Genomic DNA, 24,085 nt, shown 5'->3' with positions numbered 1-24,085 from the left:
GTTGAACGCCGCACGTCCGCATGAAATCTAGACGAGATTGGATGGAGTGTAGACGCCATGCCAGGGCGCACGGCGTCGGCCTGCTCTACAAGGGCGACGACTTCGCCCCCACCGATCTCGCCTGACCGGCGCGCCTCGCGCCGAAGCTGAAGGATATCCCATGTCCGATCTCGACCGCGCCCTTGCGGCCGCCGACGACAGCCTTGAGAAAAGCCTCGAACGGCTGTTCGGGCTGCTCCGCATCCCGTCAATCTCGACCGATCCCGCTTACCGGAACGGCTGCCGGGAGACTGCCGACTGGTTGAAGCGCGAGCTTGCGACGCTCGGCTTCGACGCCGCGTTGCGCGAGACGCCGGGTCACCCCGTGGTGCTCGCCAAGCAGCCGAAGGCCGACGCGCCGCATGTGCTGTTCTACGGCCACTACGACGTGCAGCCGGTCGATCCGATCGAAAAGTGGGAGACGCCGCCGTTCGAGCCGCGCATCGCGACGACGAAGGACGGCAAGAAGATCATCGTCGCTCGTGGGTCGAGCGACGACAAGGGTCAGGTCATGACGTTCGTCGAGGCTTGCCGCGCCTGGAAGGCCGCGACCGGCGAACTGCCGGTCGGCATTACCATCCTGCTCGAGGGCGAGGAGGAGTGCGGCTCGATCAACCTTCCGGGCTTCCTCGACGAGGCCAAGGACGAGTTGGCCGCCGACGTCGCGCTGGTCTGCGACACCACCATGTGGGGCGAGGGCGCACCCGCGATCACCTCCTCGCTGCGCGGCCTCGTCTATGAAGAGATCACCGTCCGCGCGGCCGACCGCGACCTCCACTCCGGCATGTATGGCGGGGCCGCGCGGAACCCCCTTCATGTGCTGTCGAAGATCGTGGCCGATCTCCACGACGCCGACGGCCGCGTGACGCTGCCCGGGTTCTACGACGGAGTGCCCGCGGTGCCGGACGCGCTGCGCGAGGAATGGCGCGCCCTTGGCCTCGACGCCGCGAAGTTCCTTGGACCGATCGGGCTGTCGATCCCGGCCGGCGAAAGCGACCGCATGGTGATCGAGCAGATCCAGTCCCGGCCGACCTGCGACGTGAACGGCATGTGGGGCGGCTACACGGGCGCCGGCGCGAAGACCGTCATCGCCTCGGAGGCGCACGCCAAGGTGTCGTTCCGCCTGGTCGGGGATCAGGACCCCTCGAAGGTGAAGCAGGCGTTCCGCGCCTTCGTGCGGGAACGGCTGCCGGCCGACTGCTCGGTGGAGTTCGAGGGTCACAAGGGCTCGAAGGCCATTCAGCTTCCCTTCGACAGCCCATCGCTTGCCAAGGCGCGCGCGGCGCTAGCCGACGAGTGGGGCGTCGCGCCGGTGACCATCGGGTCGGGCGGCTCGATTCCGGTGGTGGGCGATTTCAAGCGCACGCTCGGCCTCGACACGCTCCTGATCGGGTTTGCGCTCGACAACGACCGCATCCACTCACCGAACGAGAAGTACGACCTCGAGAGCTTTCGGAAGGGCGTGCGCTCCTGGGTCCGGATCCTGGCTGCGCTCGCAGGTTGAGGCGAGCTGGGCGCTTGAGTCTTTTGGATCACAGGGCGCCCCCGCCAAATACCGCCTGACAGGTTCGTGACCCCGTAGGGGTCGCGATTTCTGAACGTTCGTTCATACTGCAGTTGCGAAAGGGACATGCGTCGGCGCGCCGTGCGGGCCGCCCGAGGCGTGCGTTTCGGAGCAACGGCTATGAACCGACATCGCCTCGCCGGGCTCGCGCTCGGCGTTATCGCCGGACTGTTGTTCCCGCGACCCGGCCTCGCAGACGATCTGCGCACGAACCAATCTCTGGTCGAGGCCGGCATCTTCCTTGGCCAGGCGGAGGCGGAAGCGGCCTTCGCTCGTCTCGACGCCGATCGAAACGAGCGGACGGTGGTGCTGCCGGCGGTCAAAACCTTCGTGGACGTCGGCGCCGCCTCCTATGGGCAGGCCGAGCGAGGCGCCCGCATGGGCTACGGCGGTTCCTCGTCTCAGTTGAGGGTGGGCGTCGACCGGGAAATCTCGAACGGCGTGGTCGTCGGCGTCATGGCCGGGGGCGGAGCAGGCGACGTGTCGTCCGGCGACCTCAGCGGCGGCACGCTCGCCCAGCACGTCGACGTCTATGGACGTGTTAAGCGAGGCTCGCTGTTCGCCAAACTTCTGTTCGGCGGGTCGATCGTCGGCTTTCGCGCGATCGACCGCGGGCCGGACGACGCCCGCACCTTCGGCCGGTCCGTGAGCCGGAACGCCCGGGGCGCCGCCCAGATTGGCGGAGACGTCTTGGTGCGGGGCGTCAAGGTGTCGCCCACCTTCGGGGTCGCGCTCTCCGCCAACGCTCTTTCGGGCTACCGCGAAAGCGGGGGAGATAACGCCTTCTCCTACAAGTCGCGGCATGCGCAGGCCGCCATCGGCTCGTTCCGGCTGAAGGCCACGCGCGCGTTTCGGATCGACCGGTCGCACAAGGTGGAGCTGCAGGCCTTCGTCGGGGCGGATGAGACGCTCGGCTTCAGCACAGACGCGCTGCGCGCGCGTTCGCGCGCGACGGGAGCCATCCGGCAGTCGTGGAAGGGCCACCCGACCGGCCGCGGCGTCGTCGGCGGGGTGGGCCTCGGCACTGCGCTCGCGGACGGCGTGGAGATGAGCCTCAGCTACGACTACGGCGCGCGTGACGGGTTCGCGACCCACGCGGGCCGGGCGCGCCTCGGCATCTCGTTCTGATCAGGTCGCCAACAACTCCGAAAGGTCTGCGATCCGGCGCGCAGGCGGAAAGTCGGCGTATTCGTCAGGCCCGTTCGTCCGGTTGACCCACACGGCGCGGAACCCGAACGCCGCGGCGCCGGCGACGTCCCAGCGGTTCGACGACTGAAACGAGATCTCGTGCGGCGCGACCCCGAACCGCTCCTGCGCCAGGCGATAGGCCCGAGGGTCGGTCTTGTAGGTCTTCAGCCCGTCGACCGAGAGCGTCGCGTCGAGCAGGCCGGCCAGACCGCCCGCTTTGACGGCCGAGGCCAACATGTCGGGCGAGCCGTTGGACAGGATCGCCGTCTTGGCGCCTCGCGCTTTCAACTCGCGGAGGACGCTCTCTGCTTCGGGATAGGCCGACAGTTCGAGGTAGGCGGAGAGCAACGCCTGGCGAGCCTCGGCCGTAAGTCCGCCGATCCGCGCCGCCGCCACGTCGAGCGCGGACTCCGTCAGGCTCCAGAAGTCCCGGTAGGCGCCCATCAAGGCGTAGACCCACGAGTATTCGAGCTGCTTCGCGCGCCAGAGGTCCGAAAGCCGCTGGGCGTCGGGCCCGACAAGCTCGCTGTTCCGCATCGTGGCGGAATGCACGTCAAACAGAGTTCCGTAGGCGTCGAAGACGTAGACTGGAACGTCGAGAGGTCCTGAAGCGCGGATCATGCCGTTATCCCCCGCGGCCGCCGCCGCGGGTGTTGCGGCGCAGCGTATCATCCGATTGTCCATCATGGCGCGGAGGCGACGCTATGGCACGGTCCGGCCGTCCCCCTAAGTTGAGACAGGCATGACGAACCAAACGACCGAGGCCGCGATGACGCGCGTCGCCACATCTTTCGCCGCAGACTTCGCGCCTGCGACCGAAGAGGACTGGCGCGCGGCGGCCGAGGCGGCCCTCAAGGGGCGTCCGCTCGAGTCCGTGATCCGCCACCGCACGATGGACGGGGTGGCGGTCGCCGCGATCCGTCCGCGAAGCGCCGCGTCTCCGATCCCCGGCCGAGCGCCCGGCGCGCGCTGGATCTCGTTCAGCCGCATCGACATCGCCGACCCGGCGGCGGCGAACGCGCAGGCGCTCGAGGACCTGAACAACGGCGCGGCCGGCTTGGCGCTCGCCTTCTTGACCCCGGGGGACGGCCACGGCGTCGCCGCGGACACGCTCGATCGGCTCGACCAGGCGCTCGAAGGCGTGCTTCTGGACCTCGCGCCCCTCTATCTAGAGGTGGTGCCTTTCGAAGGCCGCACCGCCGCTGCGCTCGTCGCGGCTCTGATCGAACGTCGCGGCGTCGCTCCCTCCGACACCTTCATCTGCTTCGGCGTCGACCTCCTGCGAGATCTCGTTCGCACCGGCACCCTGCCGAGATCCTGGAACGAGATGGGCGCGCGCATCGCGGGCGTCGTCGAGGGGCTGCGGACGCGGGGCTTCATGGGGCCAGTGTTTTCGATCGACGCCCGCGTCGCACACGGCGCGGGCGCGACCAACGTGCAGGAGCTCGCGGGGGCGCTCGCCTCCGCCACCGAGCATGTGCGCGCGCTTGTCGCCAACGGCGTCGACCTTGAAGCCGCGGCGGACGCCATGTCCTTTGCGTTCTCCTGCGACGCCGATCAGTTCGCCACGATCGCGAAGCTCCGCGCAGCGAGGCTCCTCTGGGCCGCCTGGCGCAGAGAGAGCGGGCTTCCCGAAAGGACCGTGCACATCCATGCCGAGACCTCGCGGCGTATGATGAGCGAGCGCGCGGCGCACACGAATCTCGTCCGCACCACCATCGCGGCGTTCGCGGCGGGGGTCGGCGGGGCGGACTCGGTCACGGTGCGGCCCTTCACGGACGCGCTCGGGACCGCGGACGCCGACGCGCGTCGGCTGGCGCGGAACGCCCAGGCGATCATCCTGGAGGAGAGCAACGCTCACCGCGTGGCCGACCCAGCCGCGGGGGCGGGCGCGATCGACGGCCTGACCGACGCTCTCGCGGAGACGGCCTGGATGCTGTTTCAGCAGATCGAACGGGAAGGCGGCCTGCTCCAAGCGCTGACGTCCGGATCCTGGCAGACCCAGATCGCGGACGCCCGCGCCCGGCGCCGCGCCGCCGTCGCGACCCGGCGCAGTCCCGTGGTGGGCGTCAGCGAGTTCCCGGAGGTCGGCGAAACGCTCTACGCTTCGGCGTCGCCTCCTCAGATATCGCGGTCCCCGCACGTGGTCCCGATCGCAGGCGAGATCAGCGAGGACCTCGCCGGCTTCGACGCTCTCGTCGCCGCCTTCCTGAACGGCTCTTCCTTTGCGGATGTGCGCGCGGCGTCGGCTCCCAATCCGAGCGTTTCGGCGACGCCCCTGGATCTCGAGCGCGTTGCGGCGCCGTTCGAACGCCTGCGCGCCGCGAACGAGGCCGCAAGCCCGCGTCCAACGGTGTATCTCGCCCTTGTCGGCCCCATCGCCAAACATTCGGGGCGGGCGGGCTTCGTCCGGAATTTGCTGGCCGCCGGAGGCCTCGCCGCGATTGACGGTCCTGTCGGCGCGACCTCCGACGCGGACGTCGCGGCCTGGAGGGAGAGCGGCGCGAGGCTCGCGATCATCTGCGGCGCGGACGACGGCTACGCTGAAACGGGACCGGGCCTCGCCGCGGCCCTCGCTGCGGCTGGGGCCACGGTGTGGCTCGCCGGTCGCCCGAAGGAGGGAGCCGAGGCTCTTTCGGCCGCGGGCGTCGGCCGTTTCGTCGCAGCGGGCGACGACGCGCTTGCGGTTCTTCATGACGCGACCACGCTCGCGTCCGCGCAAACCGCGCCGACTTTGGGAGGCGTCTCGTGACCGCTCGTCTGCCGGACTTCTCCGCGATCGACTGGCGCCGCCCCGAGACGTCGCCGCTGTCGGCGGCCGCCGCGCTGTGGACCACCCCCGAGGGGATTGTGGTGCCCCCGGTCTATGACGCGAGCGATCTCGAGGGGCTTGAAGGCCTCGACACCTGGCCGGGCCTGCCGCCGTTCATTCGCGGCCCCTATCCGACGATGTACGCGTCGCAGCCCTGGACGATCCGCCAGTACGCCGGCTTCTCCACGGCCGAAGATTCGAACGCGTTCTACCGCGCGAACTTGGCCGCCGGGCAGACCGGCGTGTCCGTCGCGTTCGACCTCGCCACGCATCGCGGCTACGACAGCGACCATCCCCGCGTCGCCGGCGACGTCGGGATGGCGGGCGTCGCGATCGACTCCATCTACGACATGCGGACGCTGTTCGACCGCATCCCGCTCGACAAGATGACCGTCTCGATGACGATGAACGGCGCCGTGCTGCCGGTGCTGGCGCTGTTCATCGTCGCGGGCGAAGAGCAGGGCGTGCCGCAGGAGAAGCTGGCCGGGACCATTCAGAACGACATTCTGAAGGAGTTCATGGTCCGCAACACCTACATCTATCCGCCGGCGCCCTCGATGCGGATCGTCGCCGACATCTTCGCGCACACCTCGCAGCGCATGCCGAAGTTCAACTCTATCTCGATCTCCGGCTATCACATGCAGGAGGCCGGAGCGACGGCCGACCTCGAACTGGCCTACACCTTGGCCGACGGCGCGGAATACGTGCGGGCGGGCCTGTCGGCCGGCCTCGACATCGACCGCTTCGCGCCCCGCCTTTCGTTCTTCTGGGCGATCGGCATGAACGTCTTCATGGAGATCGCCAAGATGCGGGCCGCGCGCCTCATCTGGACGAAGCTTATGACGGACCTCGGCGCCAAGAGCCCGAAGTCGCTTCCTCTGCGCACGCACAGCCAGACCAGCGGGTGGTCGCTCACCGCGCAGGACGTCTACAACAACGTCATCCGCACCACGTTGGAGGCGATCGCCGCGACCCAGGGCGGCACCCAATCGCTGCACACCAACTCGTTCGACGAAGCTCTGGCCCTGCCGACCGATTTCTCGGCCCGCATCGCGCGCAACACGCAGCTGGTGCTGCAGATGGAGAGCGGCACGACGCGCTTCATCGATCCCTGGGGCGGCTCGGCCTACGTGGAGAAGCTGACCCACGACCTCGCGACCAAGGCGCTCGCCCACATCGCCGAGATCGACCGGCTCGGCGGCATGGCCAAGGCGATTGAGGCCGGCGTGCCTAAGCTTCGCATCGAGGAGGCGGCCGCCACCACGCAGGCGCGCATCGATTCAGGAGAACAGACCGTCGTCGGCGTCAACGCTTACAAGGTGTTGAAGAACGAGACGCTCGACATCCGCCAGATCAAGAACGCCGAGGTGCGGGCCGCGCAGTTCGCGAAGCTCGAGCGGCTGCGCGCCGAGCGCGACCCCGCAAAGGTGGAGGCCGCCTTGACGGCGCTCGAGAACGGGGCCCGCGGAAACGGCAACCTGCTCGCGCTGTCCATCGAGGCGGCGCGGGCCATGGCGACGGTCGGCGAGATCACCTCCGCGATGGAGAAGGTCTTCGGACGCCATCGCGCGGAGATCAAGTCGATCTCCGGCGTCTACAAGCGGGAGGCTCGCAACATGGGCGCGATCGAAGAGGTGCAGAAGCTCGTCGCCGCCTTCGAACGGGCCGACGGCCGAAGGCCGCGCATCCTCGTCGCGAAAGTCGGGCAGGACGGCCACGACCGCGGCCAGAAGATCATCGCCTCGGCCTTCGCGGATCTCGGCTTCGACGTCGACATCGGGCCGCTGTTCGCGACCCCGGAGGAGGCCGCCCGGCAGGCGATCGAGAACGACGTCCATATCGTCGGCATCTCGTCGATGACGGCGGGCCACCTGACGCTGGTTCCGGCGCTCCGCGACGCGCTGAAGAGCGAAGGCCGCGAGGACATCATGATTGTCGTCGGCGGCGTGATCCCGCCGGTCGACTATCCCGCCCTGCGCGAGGGCGGCGCCTCCGCGATCTTCCCGCCGGGCACGGTCGTGGCGGACGCCGCCCGAGGGCTGATCCATCAGCTCAACGAGCGCTTAGGCTATGCCGGCGCGCAAGCGGCGGAGTGACGGGCGCGCATGGCGGCGCCGGGTCGCGACGGCGGGGTGGCGCGTCTCGCGTTCGGCTGCAACCGCTTTAGGGTCGGGCCAGGATCGTCGTCTTGCTCGGCGTGGTTGGCTGGACGACCGGCGCGCCAGGCACGGCCGGGGCGCCCACCCGCTCAACCTTCGCAGCGGCTTCGACGCGGTCGGCCACGCGCTTGGCGGGGTTGGCGGTCGCCACTGGCGTCGCTTCCTCGAGGCGGTCGCCGATGAATGAGAGCATCGGCGCGAGTTCGGACGACCAGAGCTTCCAGTTATGCTGCCCCGGAACCACGTGGTAGGTCACAGGGATCTTGGCTGTGGCCAGCGCCCGGTCGAAGGCGTTGTTGCCGGCCAACAGAATTTTGATGTCGTCGTCGCCGACGCTCATGTAGAGCGCGGGCGCGTCGGCGGCCGCCGCGTTGGTCGACAGGCTGCGCCAGGGGCTTGCGGCGTTGAACGCCTTGGGATCGAAGCTCGCGCCGAACGCGCGGCCGAAAAGCCCGAGCTGAAACGCCGGAAAGTCGCTTGCGGACTTTACGTCCGGAAACAGCGCGCCCGAAAGGCTGCCGGCGGCGACGAAGCGGTCGGGCTCGAGCAGAGCGAAGCGCAGCGCGCCGTAGCCGCCCATGGAGTAGCCGGCGATCGCCCGGCCTTCCCGGGAGGGAATGGTGCGGTACTTGCCGTCGACGCCGTCGATGAGGTCGTCGAGCAACGCCGTCTGCCAGCGCCCGGTGACGTCGTTGTCGACGTACCAACCCTTCTGACCCGAAGGCGTGACGATGATCGAGGGCGGCAGTTTGGCGGTCGCGATCAGCTCGTCCGCCACGTCCTGAAGGTCGCCGTCGTCGAAGAAAGAGCGTTCATCGCCGCCGAAGCCGTGCAGAAGGTAAACGACAGGGTAACGTCGGGTTTCTCCGGAGTAGCCGGCGGGCAGGTAGACTGAGTACCGCACGGGGCGGCCGAGAGCCGCGCTCGGCATCTCAAGGCTCCGCTCGACGATCGATCCGTCGGCATGGAGCGCGCTGCTGCTCCCGAGACCTAACGCAAGGATCGTGAAGGCGAGCAAGCGCTTGATCATTCGGATCTCTTCGGCAGGTGTAGGGTTACCTCCAGACGCATAGCAAAATCGCCGGACCCTGCGCAACTCGTAGGAATCCGGATGTGATCAAACGAAAAGGGCGGCCCGGAGGCCGCCCTGCGCGTCGGTCGATCAGCTCATTTCGCTTCGGAGTAGAGCTTCTCGACGTACTCCCAGTTCACGAGGTTCTCGATGAACGCCTTGAGGTAGTCGGGACGACGGTTGCGGTAGTCGATGTAGTAGGAGTGCTCCCACACGTCGACGCCGAGCAGCGGAACCGCCCCGTGGATCAGCGGGTTTTCGCCGTTCGGGGTCTTCATGATCTCGAGCTTGCCGCCCTTCAGCGCCAGCCACGCCCAGCCGGAGCCGAACTGCCCCTTCCCGGCCTCCTGGAAATCGGTCTTGAACTTCTCGACGCCGCCGAGGTCCTCAGTGATCTGCTTCTCGAGCGCGCCGGGGATCGCTCCGCCGCCGTTCGGCTTCATCCACTGCCAGAAATGGACGTGGTTGTAGTGCTGGGCGGCGTTGTTGAAGAGCGGAGCGTTCTTGCCGTGGCTCTGCTTGACCACCTCCTCGAGGGTCGCGCCTTCGAGGCCTGAGCCTTCGAGCAGCTTGTTGCCCGTCTCCACATAGGTGTTGTGGTGCTTGTCGTGATGAAACTCCAAGGTTTCCTTGGACATGTAGGGCTGCAGCGCGTCGTAGGCGTAGGGCAGCTCGGGCAGCTTGAACGACATCGAGCAATCTCCAGGATGAAAGGTCTCTGGGCTCTCGCGTCCGGCCGCGACGACGGCGTTCGCGGGAGCGTGCCGGCGGTACATAGGCGGAGGCTTCGGCGCCGGCAACGTGGAACGCGGATTTCCGATGTAAAATGCGGCGCAGTCCTGCATTTTACCTAGCGATAACCATGGCGACCCGAAAGTCGCCAGAGAATCAGTCGGAGGACGGAGGTCCCGCGCATGTCCGTCGTTCTCTATGTTTTCGGAGCCGCTCTGCTGGCGTGGAGCGCCTTCCTCATGATGACCGGCGGCATGGTGGCGACCCTCGACATCGCCGCCGGCCTTGCAGGTTCAGGCGTGTTCGCGCTGGGCCTCGGCGCGGTGGTCGCCGCTCTTGAGCGTCTGACGCGGGCGGTCGCGACGACGGCCCAGCTTCGCGCCCTTCCCGGTGTGGTGCAGGCCGCAGCGCCCCGCGAGGAGCCGCCGGCGGAAGCGCCGCGCGCGCCTGAGCCGCGCCCGTTCACGCCGCCGCCCGCGCGGCCGGTGGTGAAGGCTCAGAAGCCGCGGCGCGAGCCGACTCTGGACCAGACGGCCGCCGTTCGGGCCCCCGAGGTCGCGCCCCCGGTCGTGGTCGCTCCGATCCTCGGCGGCGGCCTTCCCCGGATCGCTCGGGAGGAGGAGCAGCCGCCGCTTGTGGCCGAGCGTAGCGAGCCTTCCGCAGAGATCGTTCCGCCGGCTGAGCTTGAAATCGTAGCGCCGTCCGCACCCCGGCCGGAGCCCGCGCCCCCGCCTGCGCCGATCGCCGAACCGGCGCCCGAACCCGCCAGGAAGGAGGCGCGCGTTCCGGAATGGCTGGCCCGGGCCCGCGCAAGGCGCGAGGCCAAGGCCCTCGATGACGGCGGAGCCTCGTCCGCCGCGCCCGATCTGGGCGCGCCCGTCGCGCCGATCGCGGTGGCGGCCGCCGCCGTCGCCGTGGTCGAGACGGCGGAAGCGTTCGAGCCGTCGCCGGAGCCCCATCCTTTAGCGGAAGAATTCGTCGAGCAGCCCGCGGGCCCGGCGGCCGAGGACGCCGAAACGGCGGCGTACGATCCTTCCGAGGTCGTCGTCCGGGAGGGCGAGCACAACGGCGTCATGTACCGCTTCTTCGAGGACGGCTCGATCGAGGCCCAGACGGAGCACGGCGCCCGCCGCTTCGCCTCGATCGAAGACCTGCGCACAACCATCCTGGCCGCGCGCGGCCGCCTCGACGACGAACTGGATGGAACGAGGGACGCGGACGTGACGGTCCCTGTCCCGGACGACGTCTCCGAACCGGCGGAGCCTGCCGCTGGCGAGGACGGTCAGAACGAGCCGCAAGCCGAACATGAGGCGCAAGCGGACCGACAGCCGGGCAGCGACGCCGCCGAAGCCGCTGAGGCCGCCGCCGAGACCCACCCCGCGCCGGAACCGGAAGACCCCTTCGAGGCCGCGCTCGCCGCCCTCGAAGGCGGCCCGCGCGACACGGCGCGGCCGCCGCGCGGCGACCGCCCCGCCTGAAGCTTGCGAGCTGAAGGGACGAGCGTGGCGACGCCGTCCCTTGAGGTCGTCCCGCGTCGGTCAGTTCGCCAAGCTCATTCGGCGTAGACGCCGGCCGCCTTGATGACGGGGCCCCAGCGGTTGATCTCCGCGGTCACATGGGCGCGCAGCGCGTCCGGATTGGCGCGTTCGGGAGCGGCAGGGACGGCGCCGAGGCCCGCGAGCTTCGACGTCACCTCCGGGTCCTTGAGGGCGGCGTTCAGCGCGGCGACCAGCTTGTCGACCACCGGCTTCGGCGTGCCCTTGGGCGCGAACATCCCGTACCAGATGCTGAGTTGGAACCCTTTCAGGCCCGCCTCTTCAGCCGTCGGCAGGTCGGGCAGGATCGCGGCGCGCTCGGGGCTCGTCACGGCGTAGGGCTTGATCACGCCGGACTTGATCGGCGAGACCACATTGATGGTCTGGTCGCAGATGAAGTCGAACTGGCCGCCGATCAGGTCGTTCATCGCGGGCCCTGAGCCCTTGTAGGGCACGGTCGTCACCTTGGTTTGGATCGCGCTGAAGAACATCAGCCCGCACAGATGCGAGGCCGAGCCGATTCCGGCGTGACCGTAGGCGACGTCCTCCTTGTGGGCTTTGACGTAGGCCACCAACTCGCCGAAATCCTTCGCTGGGAAGTCCTTCTTGGCCACGAACGCCATCGGCAGGTCCGCCACCACGCCGATCGGCTGGAAATCCGTCTCGGTGTCGTAGCGGAGCTTGCGGTAAAGGGAGGGGTTGGTGGCGTGGCTGACGTGGTTCATCAGCAGCGTGTAGCCGTCGGGCTCCGAGCCCGCGACGCGGGCGGAGCCGATGGTGCCGCCGGCGCCGGCGGTGTTCTCGATCACGACCGGCTTGCCGAGCACCTTGCCCATGCCCTGGCCGACGATGCGCGCCAGCGTGTCGCCCGGGCCGCCGGCCGAGTAGGGCATCACCAGGGTGACGAAGCGGCTGGGGTAGTCTTCGGCGGCCGCGCCGGTGGCGAGGCAGGCGAGGGCGAGAGCGGTCAGCGTGCGGCGTATCATCGGGCGTCCTCCAGCTTTTTGTTGATTATCGAGCGGTCTCAAGGTGAGGGCCGACGCGGCCCGAGCGCTGAAGCACGCGGTCGACCATCTGCGGCGCGAGGCCGAGATAGTTGGCGGGATCCGTCAGCCGATCGATCGCGGCGCGGTCGAAATGGCGGGTGACCTCGTCCTCCCGGGCGAGCGCCTCGGCGAGCGTTCCCCCGCCTTCGTTCACGGCGCGGCAGGCGGCGTAGACGACGTCGTGCGCCTGCTGGCGGCCGATGTGCGGCGCGAGCGCCATCATGGCGGCTTCGGCGACGATCAGGCCGCGGCTGATCCCGAGATTCTTCGCCATCTGCGCGTCGTCGACGATCAGGCCGCCCAGCGCGAACTTCGCTTGGTTGAGAGCCCCCGCCGTCAGCACGAAGCTTTCCGGCAATGCGATCCATTCGGCGTGCCACGGGCCGGTGGCGCGCTCGAAATCCTGCACCATCGCGTCCAGCATCAGGCCGGCGTGCTGCCGGACGGCCTTCGAGGCGGCGAGGATAAGCTCGGACGAGATCGGGTTGCGCTTCTGCGGCATCGTCGAGGAGGCGCCGCGCCCCGTGACGAAGGGCTCGTAGACCTCGGCGAACTCGGTCGAGGCCATGATCATGACGTCGAGCGCGATCTTGCCGAGCGACCCCGTGATGAGGGCCAAGAGGTTCAGCGTTTCGGCCAGCCCGTCGCGGGCCACGTGCCAGGTCGAGGCGGGGACGTCGAGCCCGAGTTCCGCGCAGAGCGCCTCCTGCACCTCGAGACCCTTGGTCCCGAGCGAGGCCAGCGTGCCGGCGGCGCCCGCGAACTGCCCGACGAGCACGCGCGGCTTTAGTTGCTCGAGGCGCTCGGCGTGCCGGTCGAACATGGCGAGCCAGACCGCCGCCTTGTAGCCGAAGGTCACGGGGAGCGCCTGCTGGAGGTGCGTGCGGCCCGCCATCGGCGTGTCGCGATGCTTGCGGGCAAGGCCGGCGAGGATGGCGCGCAGCTCCGCGACGTCCTCGGCGACGATCTTCAACCCCTCGCGCACCTGGAGCACGACGGCTGTGTCCATGATGTCCTGGGTGGTCGCGCCCCAGTGCACATAGCGCCCGGCCTCGCCGCACTGGGTCACCAGCTGATGCACCAGCGGCAGGATCGGATAGCCGACGATGTCGGTCTCCTCGCGCAGCAGGTCGAGGTCGAGCGCGTCAGCGCTGCAGCGCGCCGCGATCTCGGCGGCGGCGTCCTCGGGGATCACCCCGCAGCGCGTTTCGGCCTTCGCCAGCGCCACTTCAACCTCGACGTAACGGCCGATCAGAGCGTGGTCCGAGAACACGCCGCGCATGCGCGGCGTCCCGAAGGCGTCGCGGAACAGGATGGAGTCGATCGCCGTGGTGGCTGAGGGGCGAGGCGAAAGAGACACAGGCGTACTCCAGATCTACGACGCGTTGCGAACTGATATGTCCGGACAAATGTGCCGTCAATAAGTCCGGACATAATAGGCGGGTGGCGTCGATCGTGGCCCGCGTGGCAAGAAATGCGGATGAGCGGGACCCGTTACGCCGAGATTGCCGATGACCTGACGCAGCAGATCGCCGACGGCCGCTTCGCCGTGGGCTCGCTGCTGCCCACGGAGCTCGAGCTCAGCGCGCGGTATGGGGCGAGCCGCCACACCGTGCGTTCGGCGTTAGACGCGCTGCAGGGGCTCGGGCTGGTGTCGCGACGCAAAAGGGTCGGCACGCGCGTCGAAGCGGCCCGGCCGCCGGACCGGTTCCGGCAGTCTCTGACGTCGGTCGAAGACCTCGTTCAATTTGGCGAGGCGCATCGGCGTGACGTGCAGGACGTCGCAAAAGTCATCGCCGACCGAGCGTTGGCCGACGAACTCGGCTGCGAGCTCGGACGTCGCTGGCTGCGGATCTCGAGTCTCAGGTGGGGGGATGCGGCGAAGCCCGATCCGGTCGGCTGGACCGACGTCTATGTCGACGCGTCCTACGCGGGTCTGGGGGAGGCCGTGCGCGCGGCGCCGGGCGTCCTCATCAGTCATCTTATCGAGGAAATGTACGGGCGACGCGTGGCCGAGATCCAGCAGGACGTCCGGGCGGCGACGCTGCCGGAGGCGGTCGCCGGGGCGCTCGGGGGCGACGCGGGCGCGCCGGCGCTGCAGATCGTCCGCCGCTACGCGGATGCGGCCGGGGCGGTGTTCGAGATCTCCTCGACCCTTCACCCGGCCGGCCGCTTCACGCTGTCGAGCCGCCTCAAGCGCCAAGCCGGCTGACCGCCCCTTTCAGTCGGTCGGGAACCGGTCCGCGACGATCGCTGCGTCGGGATGGCCGACGGACGCGAGCGCGAATGCGTAGGCCAGCGCCACCTCCTCCAGCCGGTCGAACCGGCCGGACGCGCCGCCGTGGCCGGCGTCCATGTTGGTGCGGAGCGCGATCGGCCGTCGCGAGGTGGTGGCCTCGCGCAGGCGGGCGATCCATTTCGCCGGCTCCCAGTAGGTGACGCGCGGATCGGTGAGGCCCGCGAGCGCGAGGATGGCGGGGTAGGGCCCCGGCGCGACGTTGTCGATCGGGCTGTAGCTTCGGATCCGCTCGAAGGCGTCCTTGTCGAGGATCGGGTTTCCCCATTCCGGCCATTCCGGCGGCGTGAGAGGCAGCGTGTCGTCGAGCATGGTCGTCAGCACGTCGACGAAGGCGACCTCCGCCATCACCGCGGCGAACAGCTCCGGTCGGAGATTGGCGACCGCCCCCATCAGCATGCCGCCGGCCGAGCCGCCATGGGCGACGATGCGGCCTTTGTCGGTGAAGCCCTGCGCGACGAGCGCTTCGCCGGCCGCGATGAAGTCGCTGAAGGTGTTGGTCTTCTTCGTCAGCTTGCCGTCGAGATACCAGCCCCAGCCCTTCTCCGTGCCGCCGCGGATGTGGGCGATGGCGTAGACGAAGCCGCGGTCCACCAGCGAGAGCCGTCCGCCGGAGAACGACGCGGGGATCGAGATGCCGTAGGCGCCGTAGCCGTAAAGCAGGCATGGGGCGGAGCCGTCCAGCGCGAGGCCCCTGCGATGCACGACCGTCACAGGGACCTGCTCCCCGTCCGGCGCCGGCGCCAGGATGCGCCGCACGACATAGGCCTCCGGGTCATGGCCGGACGGCACCTCCTGGCGCTTGCGCAGGGTGCGCGCGCGGGTCGTCATGTCGTAGTCCCAGGTCTCCGCCGGCGTCGCAGGCGACGAATAGGAGAAGCGGGTGAGGTCCACGTCGAAGGTCGGGCCGGCGGCGACGCCGAGCGAATAGGCCTCCTCGTGGAAGGCGATCGCGTGCTCTTCCCCGTCCGTCAACGCCCTCACCACGATCCGGGGCAGGCCGTCCTCGCGCTCCAGCCGCACGAGATGGCGCGCGGTCACGGCGTGGTCGAGCACATAGACGCCCGGCCGGTGCGGCACGAGGTCGACGGCCGGAGCCGCGTCCGGCGCGATCGCCGGCAGCACCGAGAGCTTGAAGTCGACCGCGCCGTCCGCGTTCGTTCGCAGGATCAGCGCGGACTTACCGTCAAGGTCCGGGTGATGGTCGAGCTCGTAGCGCACGCCGGTTTCGCGTTTCAGCACCAGGCGCGGGGCGTTGTCGAGCGAGGCCCTGTCGATCAGATGGGCTTCGGTCGTGTCGTGGTCGGAGATCGTGACCACGCAGAAGGCGCCGGACCGCGTCTCCTCGACGCCGACGAACCAGCCGGGCTCAGGCTCGCGAAAGACGAGCTCGTCGGCCGCGACGTCGGTTCCCAATCGGTGGCGCCACACCTCGAGGGCGCGGTGCTGCGCGTCCAGCCGGACGTACCAGAAGCCGGCGCCGTCCGCGGACCACACCGCAGCCCCGGTGGCGTCGGGCACGACGTCGGCGAGGTCCTGACCCGTCGCGAGGTCGCGCACGCGGATCGTGAGGAACTCGGAGCCCGCGTCGTCGGCGCTCCAGGCGAGCAGGGCGTGATCGGGCGAGGCGCTCCAGCTGCCGAACTGGAAGAAGGCGCGGCCCTCGGCGAGCGCGTCGCCGTCGAGCAGGATCGCCTCGGGTCCGTCCCCGTCGGCGGGGGTGCGCACAATCAGCGGATGCTGGCCGCCGGCGCGATAGCGCACCGCGTAGTTGAACGGCCCGTCGCGCACGGGAACCGACGAATCGTCCTCCTTGATCCGGCCGCGCATTTCCGCGACCAGCGTCTCCTTCAGCGGGTCGAGCGGTCCGAGCAACGCCTTGGCGTAGGCGTTCTCCGCCTCAAGGTAGCCGCGAATGTCGGCCTGCAGCGCTTCGGGGCGGCGCATGACCTCCTGCCAGTTGTCGGCGCGTAGCCACGCGTAGGGATCCTCCAGCCGAAGGCCATGGAACATGCGGGAGGTCGGACGACGCTCCGCGCGCGGCGGCGTGAGCCCTTCGACGGAGGTCATGACGGCAGCCTCTCAAAGCCAGGAACGCCCGGACGGCGGGCGGCGCACGCTAGCGACACAAGGCGCGAGCGGCAAGGAGAAGCGGGCGGCGTACTGAAATGCGGCGCAATGTTGGCGGCGCCGACATGACGAACCGCAGTCATCATAAGCGTTCACAAACAAAACATGCGGAGCGGCGTGGGGAGAACTTGCCTGTTAGCCGCAGATTGTCTATCTAGCGAGAAGTCTTGCGGGGGCGGTCCGATCAGCGTCTGAGTCGAAGCGTCGCCAGCGGAAGCAAGCACGTCATCAAAAGCGCGGCGACTGGCCGATGCGCCTCTCAGGGCTCGCGCAAAACCCATGGATGCGGGATTACATGAGCGACGACGCGATCTCTGACAGCTACATCGAACTGGCCGCCGAAATCGTTTCGGCTTACGTCAGCAACAACTCGGTCGCTCCGGCCGATCTTCCCGTGCTCATCAACGAGATCCACGGCGCGCTCGCGCGGATCTCGACCGGCGTGTCCGAGCCGACCGCGGAGGCGCTCAAGCCGGCGGTGCCGGTGAAGAAGTCCGTGACCTCCGACTTCATCATCTGCCTGGAGGACGGCAAGAAGTTCAAGTCGCTGAAGCGCCATCTGCGCACGCAGTACGACATGAGCCCGGAAGAGTATCGCGAGAAGTGGGGCCTGCCGGCGGACTACCCGATGGTGGCGCCGAACTACGCTGCCGCGCGGTCCGAGCTTGCGAAGAAGATGGGCCTGGGCCAGCAGCGCGGCAAGCGCGGCTAAGTCTCCAGTTCTACTTGCATTTTGCGACGCCGCCCGGTCCCGCCGGGCGGCGTCTTCGTTTTAGGCGAGGTTATGCGAGCCCGTCTGCGGAGGTCTCCGCTGCGTAGGCCTGCGCCAGCGCGATGTGGCGGTTCAGGTCGTAGGTCCAGCAGCGGGCGCGGCCCCGGCGACGCTCCGCCTCCAGGGCTGCGGCGAGCCGGTCGACGATGGCCTGCCGGGCCTCGGGCGAGGGCGTTTCGAGGTCGTCCGGGGCGCAGGGGATCAGCCGCGGCAGGCGGCGCCTCCGGTCGTAGGCTTCGGCGCCGGCGCGCACGACCACGTTCAAGCCCTTTTGCGCGGCCGCGTGCAGCGCGGTCGCGCTCGCGCTCGCGGCATGACCTCCGCGTCGTTCTGCGTTCGTCGAGCCAGTTCCGTCCATCGCTTGATCTCCCTGTCTGGTCCGGAACCCAAGGTCGACGAAACTCGTCCTCTAGACAAGAAAAAAATCCTATATCAAACTCGAAATCCTATTAGGGAGGATGGACGATGGCGGATGGACAATCCCGACGACGCGACGCGGGCGGGGAGAAGGGACGGCGCGCCAAGCGAGCAGGAGACACGTCGACCTCGATGCTGCGGGCGCTCGCGCGCGTGGCCGCCGACGCGCCGCCCGGCGCTGGGGAGGGGATCGACGCCCTGATCGCGGAAGGCTGGGCCGTTCGAAACGTCGACGGCCGGCCCGTCGCCACGCCCGCGGGACGGGCCCGGCTGGCGCGCGAGGCCGGCGGCGCGGACGGCTTCCGGGCGCAGCACCTCACGATCGGCCGCCGCACTGTGGAGGTCGACGGCGTGGCCCGCGAAGTCGAGGTCGATCTCGACGAGAGCCCGCTTGCCTGGCTCGCGCGACGCAAGGGCCGGGACGGCCGCCCGTTGATCTCCGCCAGCGAGACCCTCGCGGGGGAGCGGTTGCGGGCCGATTTCACGCGCGGCCAGATGACCCCGCGCGTGACGGCGAACTGGGAGGCGTCGATCGCGAGCGGCCGGCGTGGCGGAGCGGGCGTCGGGGTCGATCTCGCGGACTCGGTCGTCGCCGCCCGGGGACGGGTGTCGAGAGCGCTCGCGAGCGTCGGGCCGGAGCTCAGCGGTGTGCTCGTCGACGTCTGCTGTCTGCTGAAGGGGATCGAGGCGGTGGAGCGAGAGCGGGGCTGGCCGGCGCGGGGTGGAAAGCTGGCGCTAGGGTTCGCGCTCAAGGCGCTTGCGCGGCACTATGGTTATGCGGAATCGGCGAAAGGTCCGGCCCGTAACGGGAACGTCGCCTCCTGGCGGGGCGAAGGCGCGCGTCCCACCCTCGACGGCGCGCCCGACGGCTCATGACGCCGCGTGCGAGGCTCCGACGCCGCTCGCCGCCGCAGCCTCGCGCTTGATGCGCTCGACCATGGAGCGAAGCCCGTTCGAGCGTTGCGGCGTCAGATGCTCGCGAAGCTTGATGCGCTCCATCACCTCGCCGGCGTCGGTCGCGAGAATCTCGCGGGCGCGCTTGCCGGAGTAGAGAGCGATCATCACGGCGACGAGGCCGCGCACGAGGTGGGCGTCGCTGTCGCCGCGGAAGGTCAGGATGGGATTCTCGCCCTCGCCGACGTCGGTCGCGAGCCAGACTTGGCTGGCGCAGCCCTGGACCTTGGTCTCGGGAGTCCTGTCGGCTTCAGCCAAGGGCGCGAGTTCGCGGCCGAGTTCGATGAGGTAGCGAATCCGCTCCTCCCAATCGTCGATGAACTCGAAGCCCTCGATGATCTCGTCGATGTTCTGCGCCACGGCCGCGTCCTCGTCAGTCTGTGGCGAGGTAGTCGCTTCCGCCGCGGTCTGCAAAGGAAAACGAGGATCTCCGCGCGCCAACGTCGCGAGTGACCTCAGGCGGACGGAGAGCCCGGGCCGCGCCAGGAGGGTTTGCGGTCAGCCGGAGTGAGCGTGTCGCGCCCGCCCGTCGCCGTGGAGACAGCCTTCGCCGGCGCCGCCGGCGCGCCCTCGCTTCCGAGGTAGTCCTGGATCATCGCCGCGCCGTTGCGGGCGCGGTCGCTCATGACCTGAAGCGCTTTTGAGCCGACGTCGCAGGCGTCGGGCTGACGTTCGCAGAAGCTCCGCATGTCCGAGATCGTCGCGCCCGCCGCCGCCAGCGCCGCCATCGCGTCGATGGACGCGCGCTCCTCCGCGTTCGGCCCATCGCCCTTCATCGCGCCGCCGAGGGGAAGCACCAGCAGCAGCACCGAAATCCAGAACGCCGTGCGGATGAGAAACATCATGAGGCCCCTGCCTGCCGTGAATCCCTGCGGTCTTGCGCGCTTGCGGAGATATGGTCCGCGCGTCTTCACCGTCGATAGCAGGGACGATAACAGGATCATTCTAAGCCTCGTTCAACGAGGTCTTTCAACTTGCGACGCCTGCGTTCACATTTCGGCAAGTTTTCATCAATGTTTCAGAAAGTCATGAGGCGTTGCTGCGACCATCGCGTCATCGTCAACGCTTTACAGCCAAGACCGGGCTGGTTTTAGCGTTCCGTTTAAACCTCGGGAGCCAATCTGTTCGTCGAAACGAGGCCCGGGACCAGTGTCGCGCCGGGCCGCCGTCGCTTCCACGCCGGCAGTCGGAGTAAGAGTCTTTGCGACAAATCGGCGCCATGAAAGCGGTCCTGGAGCACGTCGCCGGCTGGGTTCACCCCTCCGTCGCCGACGATGCGCTTGCGTCCGCCCGGCACCGCGCCTTCCTGCTGTCGCACATCCTGGGCGGCGTCGCGCCCTTCGCTGCGCTCCCCGGCCTGCTCGCGTCCGGCCACGCCGCGTCGCCGCTCGAGCTCGCGGCGTTCTGCTGGCTGCTCGCGCCGATCCTGATCGCGCTCAACCTCTCCCGTACCGGCGATCTGGTGCGCGCCCATACGCTGTCGGCCCTCTCGATCGTCATCCTGGTGGTCGCCGTGTCGCTGTCGACGGGAGGGCTCGCCTCGATTGCTCTGCCCTGGCTTGTGCTTGCGCCGCTCGAGGCCGGGCTCTCCGGCTCACGCCGGGCCGTGGGGATCGCCATCGCGGCGGCCGGGGGAGCGGTGGCGCTGCTGCTTGGCCTCGACGCCGCCGCACTGACGCCGACGGCCGCGCCCGCGGGCCCCGTCCTGACGGCGCTCGGCGTGTTCGGGGCGAGCGTCTGCGCGCTGGCGTTGGCGCTCCGCGCGGCGGAAACGGTGGGGGAGGGCGACGCTCTGAGCCGCGCCGGCCGGGCGCGGTTCGATCTCTTCGCCGGCGCCGTCAGCGACCTCGTGACCCGCCACGCGCCGGACGGCACGGTGACCTCAGCGTCTCCCGCCGCCGTGGGCCTGCTCGGCGTCGCTCCCCGCGACCTCGTCGGACGCGGTCTGTTCGATCGGATCCATATCGCGGACCGCCCCGCCTTCCTGCACGCGCTCGCCGCAGCCGCGCGGGGCGTCGAAACGACCCTCGAGATCCGCGCCCGCCGCGCCGTCTCCGGCCAGGCCGCCCAGGCCCCCGAGCCCTTCGTCTGGCTCGAGATGCGCGCTCGCCTGGCGCCAGCTGACCTCGTCGATGCGCCTGTGCTCGCGGCTTTCCGCGACGTGTCCGACCGCAAGGCGCACGAAGAGGCGCTGCTCGCCGCACGCCAGGACGCCGACCGCGCCAGCCTCGCCAAGACCCGTTTTCTCGCGACCATGAGCCACGAGTTGCGGACGCCGCTCAACGCCATCATCGGCTTCTCGGAGATTCTGACCGACGAGCGTCTCTGCCGCCTGGAGCCGGCGCGTCGGTCGGATTACGCCGCGCTCATCCATCAGTCCGGCCTCCACCTGCTCGACGTGGTCAATGGCATCCTGGACATGTCGAAGATCGAGACCGGCTGCTTCGCGGTGTACCCGGAGCCCTGCGAGGTCGGGCCCATCGTCGAGCATTGCCTTGGCATGGTGGCGCTAAAAGCGGAGGCGGCCGGGGTGCGCCTGGCCGCGGAGATCGCGCCCGGCTTGCCGAAGGTGGTGGCGGACCCCCGCGCTTTGACCCAGATGGCCCTGAACCTGCTCTCCAACGCGATCAAGTTCACCCCCCGCGGCGGCGCGGTGACCCTCGAAGCGCAAGCGGCCGGACGCGTCTTCACCCTCGCCGTGCGCGACACCGGGTGCGGCATCGCGCCGGAGCATATCGACCGCCTGGGCGAAGCGTTCTTCCAGGCGAGCGGCGCGCTCGACCGCCCGCACGAGGGCTCGGGTCTGGGCCTCTCGGTCGTGCGGGGGCTCGTCGAGCTTCACGGCGGCCGGCTGGCGATCGAAAGCGTGGTTGATCGCGGCACGCGGGTCAGCGTCCACCTGCCGCTCGGCGCGGCCTCTACGCCGCGAGCCGGCCGCGCCACGTCCGACGCACAGGAGATGAGACAGAGTGCCTAAGCCCTCCGCACGCTCCTTCGACGCCCTCGACAGCTTCCGCGACCGCCCCGCCCGGAGCGGGATCGCCGAGCTCGTCCGCCGCCGTCCGGTCGACGTCCTCGCTGGGCTCGTCGCGGCGGCGGGCGTCGCCACCATTCTGGTCAACGCGCTGCTGCTGCAGGAGGGGCGCCACCCGGCGCCGTTCTTTGGCGAGGACGCCGCCGTAACGCCGACCGCGGCGCCGGCGCGGCCCACCCCGCAGCGAAGCGAACTGGTCGCGCAGATCCAGGAGGCGCTGCGCGCGCGCGGCGAGTACGACGGTCCGGCCGATGGCCTGATGGGCGCGCGCACCGCGGCGGCGATCACCTCGTTCGAGAGGAGCGCGGACCTGCCGGTCCACGGAGAGCCAAGCGATCGCGTGCTCGCCGCGTTGCTGGTCGCGCCTGCGAAACCTGTCCCGACGCCTCAGCCCGCGCCGTCTGCTGCGGCGAAGCCTTCGGCCGCGTTGCGAACCCCTGTGCCTGCGCCTGCGCCGTCGCCCGCCGTGACCGGCTCCACGAGCGTCGCCGGGCCGAAGCTGATGGCGGTGCAGCGCGCCCTGTCCAAGCTCGGCTACGGACCGGTCGCGAGCGACGGCAAGATGGGCGCCGCCACCCGCAACGCGCTGCAGGAATTCGAGCGCGACCGGAAGCTGCCGGTGACCGGCGAGCCCAACCCCCAGACGCTGCGCCAGCTTCAGGCCGTGCTGGGCGCGCCGTTGGAGTGAGCGCGGGAGAGGCGCGGACATGAGCGCTCGGCTCACATCGGACTTCTGGGTCGCGGCCTATGTCAGGCGCTGCCACCTGGCCGGGGCCTATGCGCTGGTGCGTCGCCGCGGCTCGCCGGAGGCGGGCGCAATCTTTCTCGTGATCGATCGCCTCGATGGGCGCAACGATCTCTATGCGCCGGCGCCTCAGGCCGAGGTGGAGAACGCCCGCGCGCGGACCTTCGAACGGGTCGCGGAGGGCGTCGACGGTCTGGCCATCGAGGAGCGCCTCGCCCGCGAGATGCGCTTCGACTCGGACGTGTGGATCATCGCCGTCGAGGACCGGGACGGCCGGGCTTTTCTCGACGACGGCCTTTGAGCGAACGGCTCAGCGCGAGCGACCCGATTCCTTGCCGCGCGCGATGACAGGCCGGCGCAGGCGCGGCGCCGACCGGGCCTGACCGGCGCGCTCGGGCGTGCCGGACGGATCGAACATCGGCTCGTGGCGAGGAGCGGCGGTCACGGGGTCGACCCCGGTGAGGGCCGCCACCAGCTCGGCCGCGGCGGCGCGCGGCGTGGCGTCGGCGATCTCCACCAGATCGAAGAACCGGGGCACGGACTGCGCGATCTCGGGTTGGGCGACGAGCAGCGCCCGAGCGATCGCGTCGCGATCCAGTCCCACGGCCCTGAGCATGAGAACGAAGGGTTCGCCGCTTGGCTCCGTCGTCATCTGCGCGGCGACGGCGGGCGTCAGGCCGAGGGCGTCGGCGATCGCTTCGGCGACCAGCCGGCGGCTGCCGCTCTGGGCGGCCGCTTCGAGGATGGCGGCGTCGACAAGATCGCTCGTGCGCAGGTTGCGGACCCCGAGCGGCGGGCGTGAGGGCCGCTCGGCGAGCGCGGCGCGGATGGCGGCGCGCTGGTCGGGAGTGGCCATGAGGTACAGCGGGGCGAGCGCCGCCTGATCGTAGTCCCGCCGGCGCAGCAGCGCCGCCGCCAGCGCCGGCGCGCCAAGGCCTCGCGTCACAAGCGCGGCGAGGGCCGCGTCGGACGGCGTCGCGGCGGGGTTCGCCACGAGCGTCTCCAGCACCAAGTCGTCGGGGTGGTGCGCGAGCAGCCGCACCATGTCTCCGTCGACGTCGGCGCGTCGCGCCACGGCGCAGGCTTCGAGCACGCCGCCGTCGAGCGCGAGGCTCAGCAGCAGCGTGCGGGGAACACGCGGGAACCGCGCGATGATGGGGGCGGCGACCTCCGGGGCGTCGTCGAGCAGCCGCGCGATCAGGCGGGCCGGCGTCCGCTCGTCCTCGGCGAGCTTGCGGGCGACGATCGTGCGGGTTTCAGCGTCCACCACGTCGAGCAGCTGCAGCGCAAGCTCCTCGTAGCGCGCGATCTCCTCGGGCGCGTGGTGCGCCTTCTGCACGAAAAGGTCTGTCAGCACTCGGATCAAGGTCGGTCGAACGTCGACTCCCTCCTGCCGGGACAGGCGCTCGAGCGTTTCGATGGGCAGCAGGTCGTCGCTCATCGCATCCGTCCGGTGGGAAGTCGCGGCCAAGGGAGGGGCCGGCTGTCTCCTCCGGAACCTAAGGCTGACATGGTTAGCGCCGCGTTAACCGTCCCGTCCCGGCACACCGCGCCCTCGCACGGGTAAAGCCTGAAGTTGTGGTGTTAAAG

At 69.6% G+C, this 24,085-nt stretch carries 21 protein-coding genes; 11 read left to right on the top strand and 10 right to left on the bottom strand.

Annotated features, from left to right (window positions below):
* Positions 1-160 precede the first annotated feature (160 nt).
* Both METY_RS11695 and METY_RS11690 read left to right on the top strand, forming a co-directional pair.
* Entirely contained in the window at positions 161-1,543 is a 1,383-nt protein-coding gene (locus METY_RS11695) for a M20/M25/M40 family metallo-hydrolase (protein ID WP_103121560.1), read from the top strand.
* A 180-nt stretch (positions 1,544-1,723) separates the two neighbouring features.
* Positions 1,724-2,731, top strand: coding sequence for an autotransporter domain-containing protein (locus METY_RS11690; protein WP_160147351.1), 1,008 nt, complete (start codon positions 1,724-1,726; stop codon positions 2,729-2,731).
* Here METY_RS11690 and METY_RS11685 read toward each other — a convergent pair whose 3' ends face one another.
* Entirely contained in the window at positions 2,732-3,412 is a 681-nt protein-coding gene (locus METY_RS11685) for a haloacid dehalogenase type II (protein WP_103121558.1), read from the bottom strand.
* A gap of 121 nt (positions 3,413-3,533) precedes the next feature.
* Between METY_RS11685 and METY_RS11680 the strand changes: the two genes are divergently transcribed.
* A complete protein-coding gene (locus METY_RS11680; protein ID WP_103121557.1) occupies positions 3,534-5,543 on the top strand; it encodes a methylmalonyl-CoA mutase family protein in 2,010 nt (669 codons plus the stop codon).
* 26 nt (positions 5,544-5,569) lie between these two features.
* On the top strand, positions 5,570-7,699 hold the full coding sequence (gene scpA / locus METY_RS11675; RefSeq protein ID WP_444849084.1) for a methylmalonyl-CoA mutase: 2,130 nt from the start codon (positions 5,570-5,572) through the stop codon (positions 7,697-7,699).
* Positions 7,700-7,766: 67 nt separating this feature from the next.
* Here scpA and METY_RS11670 read toward each other — a convergent pair whose 3' ends face one another.
* Positions 7,767-8,792 carry an alpha/beta hydrolase gene (locus METY_RS11670; RefSeq protein WP_103121555.1) on the bottom strand — a complete coding sequence of 342 codons (1,026 nt, stop codon included), beginning with the start codon at positions 8,790-8,792 and terminating at the stop codon, positions 7,767-7,769.
* A gap of 137 nt (positions 8,793-8,929) precedes the next feature.
* Positions 8,930-9,526, bottom strand: coding sequence for a superoxide dismutase (locus METY_RS11665; protein ID WP_103121576.1), 597 nt, complete (start codon positions 9,524-9,526; stop codon positions 8,930-8,932).
* A 222-nt stretch (positions 9,527-9,748) separates the two neighbouring features.
* On the opposite strand from METY_RS11665, the gene METY_RS11660 reads away from it, so the two are divergent.
* On the top strand, positions 9,749-11,044 hold the full coding sequence (locus METY_RS11660) for a hypothetical protein (protein ID WP_103121554.1): 1,296 nt from the start codon (positions 9,749-9,751) through the stop codon (positions 11,042-11,044).
* Between the two features lie 74 nt (positions 11,045-11,118).
* Here the strand turns inward: METY_RS11660 and METY_RS11655 are convergent, their stop codons facing one another.
* Together METY_RS11655 and pcaB are read right to left on the bottom strand one after the other, a co-directional pair.
* Positions 11,119-12,087 (bottom strand): tripartite tricarboxylate transporter substrate-binding protein, encoded by a 969-nt coding sequence (locus METY_RS11655; RefSeq protein ID WP_103121553.1) that lies wholly within the window; start codon positions 12,085-12,087, stop codon positions 11,119-11,121.
* A gap of 25 nt (positions 12,088-12,112) precedes the next feature.
* Positions 12,113-13,507: a 3-carboxy-cis,cis-muconate cycloisomerase gene (gene pcaB / locus METY_RS11650; RefSeq protein ID WP_103121552.1), complete on the bottom strand. Its 1,395-nt coding sequence runs from the start codon at positions 13,505-13,507 to the stop codon at positions 12,113-12,115.
* Between the two features lie 120 nt (positions 13,508-13,627).
* On the opposite strand from pcaB, the gene METY_RS11645 reads away from it, so the two are divergent.
* A complete protein-coding gene (locus tag METY_RS11645) occupies positions 13,628-14,359 on the top strand; it encodes a GntR family transcriptional regulator (RefSeq protein ID WP_103121551.1) in 732 nt (243 codons plus the stop codon).
* A gap of 9 nt (positions 14,360-14,368) precedes the next feature.
* Here the strand turns inward: METY_RS11645 and METY_RS11640 are convergent, their stop codons facing one another.
* Complete coding sequence (locus tag METY_RS11640) at positions 14,369-16,513, bottom strand: S9 family peptidase (protein WP_103121550.1); 2,145 nt, start codon at positions 16,511-16,513, stop codon at positions 14,369-14,371.
* A 355-nt stretch (positions 16,514-16,868) separates the two neighbouring features.
* Here METY_RS11640 and METY_RS11635 point away from each other — a divergent pair, with 355 nt between their 5' ends.
* Positions 16,869-17,285, top strand: coding sequence for a MucR family transcriptional regulator (locus METY_RS11635; RefSeq protein WP_103121575.1), 417 nt, complete (start codon positions 16,869-16,871; stop codon positions 17,283-17,285).
* A 70-nt stretch (positions 17,286-17,355) separates the two neighbouring features.
* Here the strand turns inward: METY_RS11635 and METY_RS21090 are convergent, their stop codons facing one another.
* A complete protein-coding gene (locus METY_RS21090) occupies positions 17,356-17,703 on the bottom strand; it encodes a DUF6477 family protein (protein ID WP_160147350.1) in 348 nt (115 codons plus the stop codon).
* Positions 17,704-17,810: 107 nt separating this feature from the next.
* On the opposite strand from METY_RS21090, the gene METY_RS11625 reads away from it, so the two are divergent.
* Entirely contained in the window at positions 17,811-18,638 is an 828-nt protein-coding gene (locus tag METY_RS11625) for a DUF6456 domain-containing protein (protein WP_444849082.1), read from the top strand.
* Here METY_RS11625 and METY_RS11620 read toward each other — a convergent pair.
* Entirely contained in the window at positions 18,633-19,076 is a 444-nt protein-coding gene (locus METY_RS11620; protein ID WP_103121574.1) for a SufE family protein, read from the bottom strand. The genes METY_RS11625 and METY_RS11620 overlap by 6 nt on opposite strands.
* 95 nt (positions 19,077-19,171) lie before the next feature.
* Entirely contained in the window at positions 19,172-19,561 is a 390-nt protein-coding gene (locus METY_RS11615) for a DUF5330 domain-containing protein (RefSeq protein WP_103121548.1), read from the bottom strand.
* Between the two features lie 374 nt (positions 19,562-19,935).
* Between METY_RS11615 and METY_RS11610 the strand changes: the two genes are divergently transcribed.
* Genes METY_RS11610 through METY_RS11600 form a run of 3 tightly spaced genes read left to right on the top strand, consistent with a single transcriptional unit; the run spans position 19,936 to position 22,796 of the window.
* On the top strand, positions 19,936-21,693 hold the full coding sequence (locus METY_RS11610) for a PAS domain-containing sensor histidine kinase (RefSeq protein WP_103121547.1): 1,758 nt from the start codon (positions 19,936-19,938) through the stop codon (positions 21,691-21,693).
* A complete protein-coding gene (locus METY_RS11605; RefSeq protein ID WP_103121546.1) occupies positions 21,686-22,438 on the top strand; it encodes a peptidoglycan-binding domain-containing protein in 753 nt (250 codons plus the stop codon). The genes METY_RS11610 and METY_RS11605 overlap by 8 nt, the downstream gene beginning before the upstream one ends.
* A gap of 19 nt (positions 22,439-22,457) precedes the next feature.
* Positions 22,458-22,796 (top strand): DUF1491 family protein, encoded by a 339-nt coding sequence (locus METY_RS11600; RefSeq protein ID WP_103121545.1) that lies wholly within the window; start codon positions 22,458-22,460, stop codon positions 22,794-22,796.
* A 9-nt stretch (positions 22,797-22,805) separates the two neighbouring features.
* On the opposite strand, the gene METY_RS11595 is transcribed toward METY_RS11600, so the two are convergent.
* Complete coding sequence (locus tag METY_RS11595; protein WP_103121544.1) at positions 22,806-23,936, bottom strand: DUF2336 domain-containing protein; 1,131 nt, start codon at positions 23,934-23,936, stop codon at positions 22,806-22,808.
* Positions 23,937-24,085 lie beyond the last annotated feature (149 nt).

This window comes from Methylopila sp. Yamaguchi (assembly GCF_002897035.1).
In the GTDB taxonomy this organism is placed as follows: Bacteria; Pseudomonadota; Alphaproteobacteria; order Rhizobiales; family Methylopilaceae; genus Methylopila.
The sequence above is the reverse complement of the archived record's forward strand: the minus strand, read 5'-3'. Positions and strand labels throughout refer to the sequence as shown.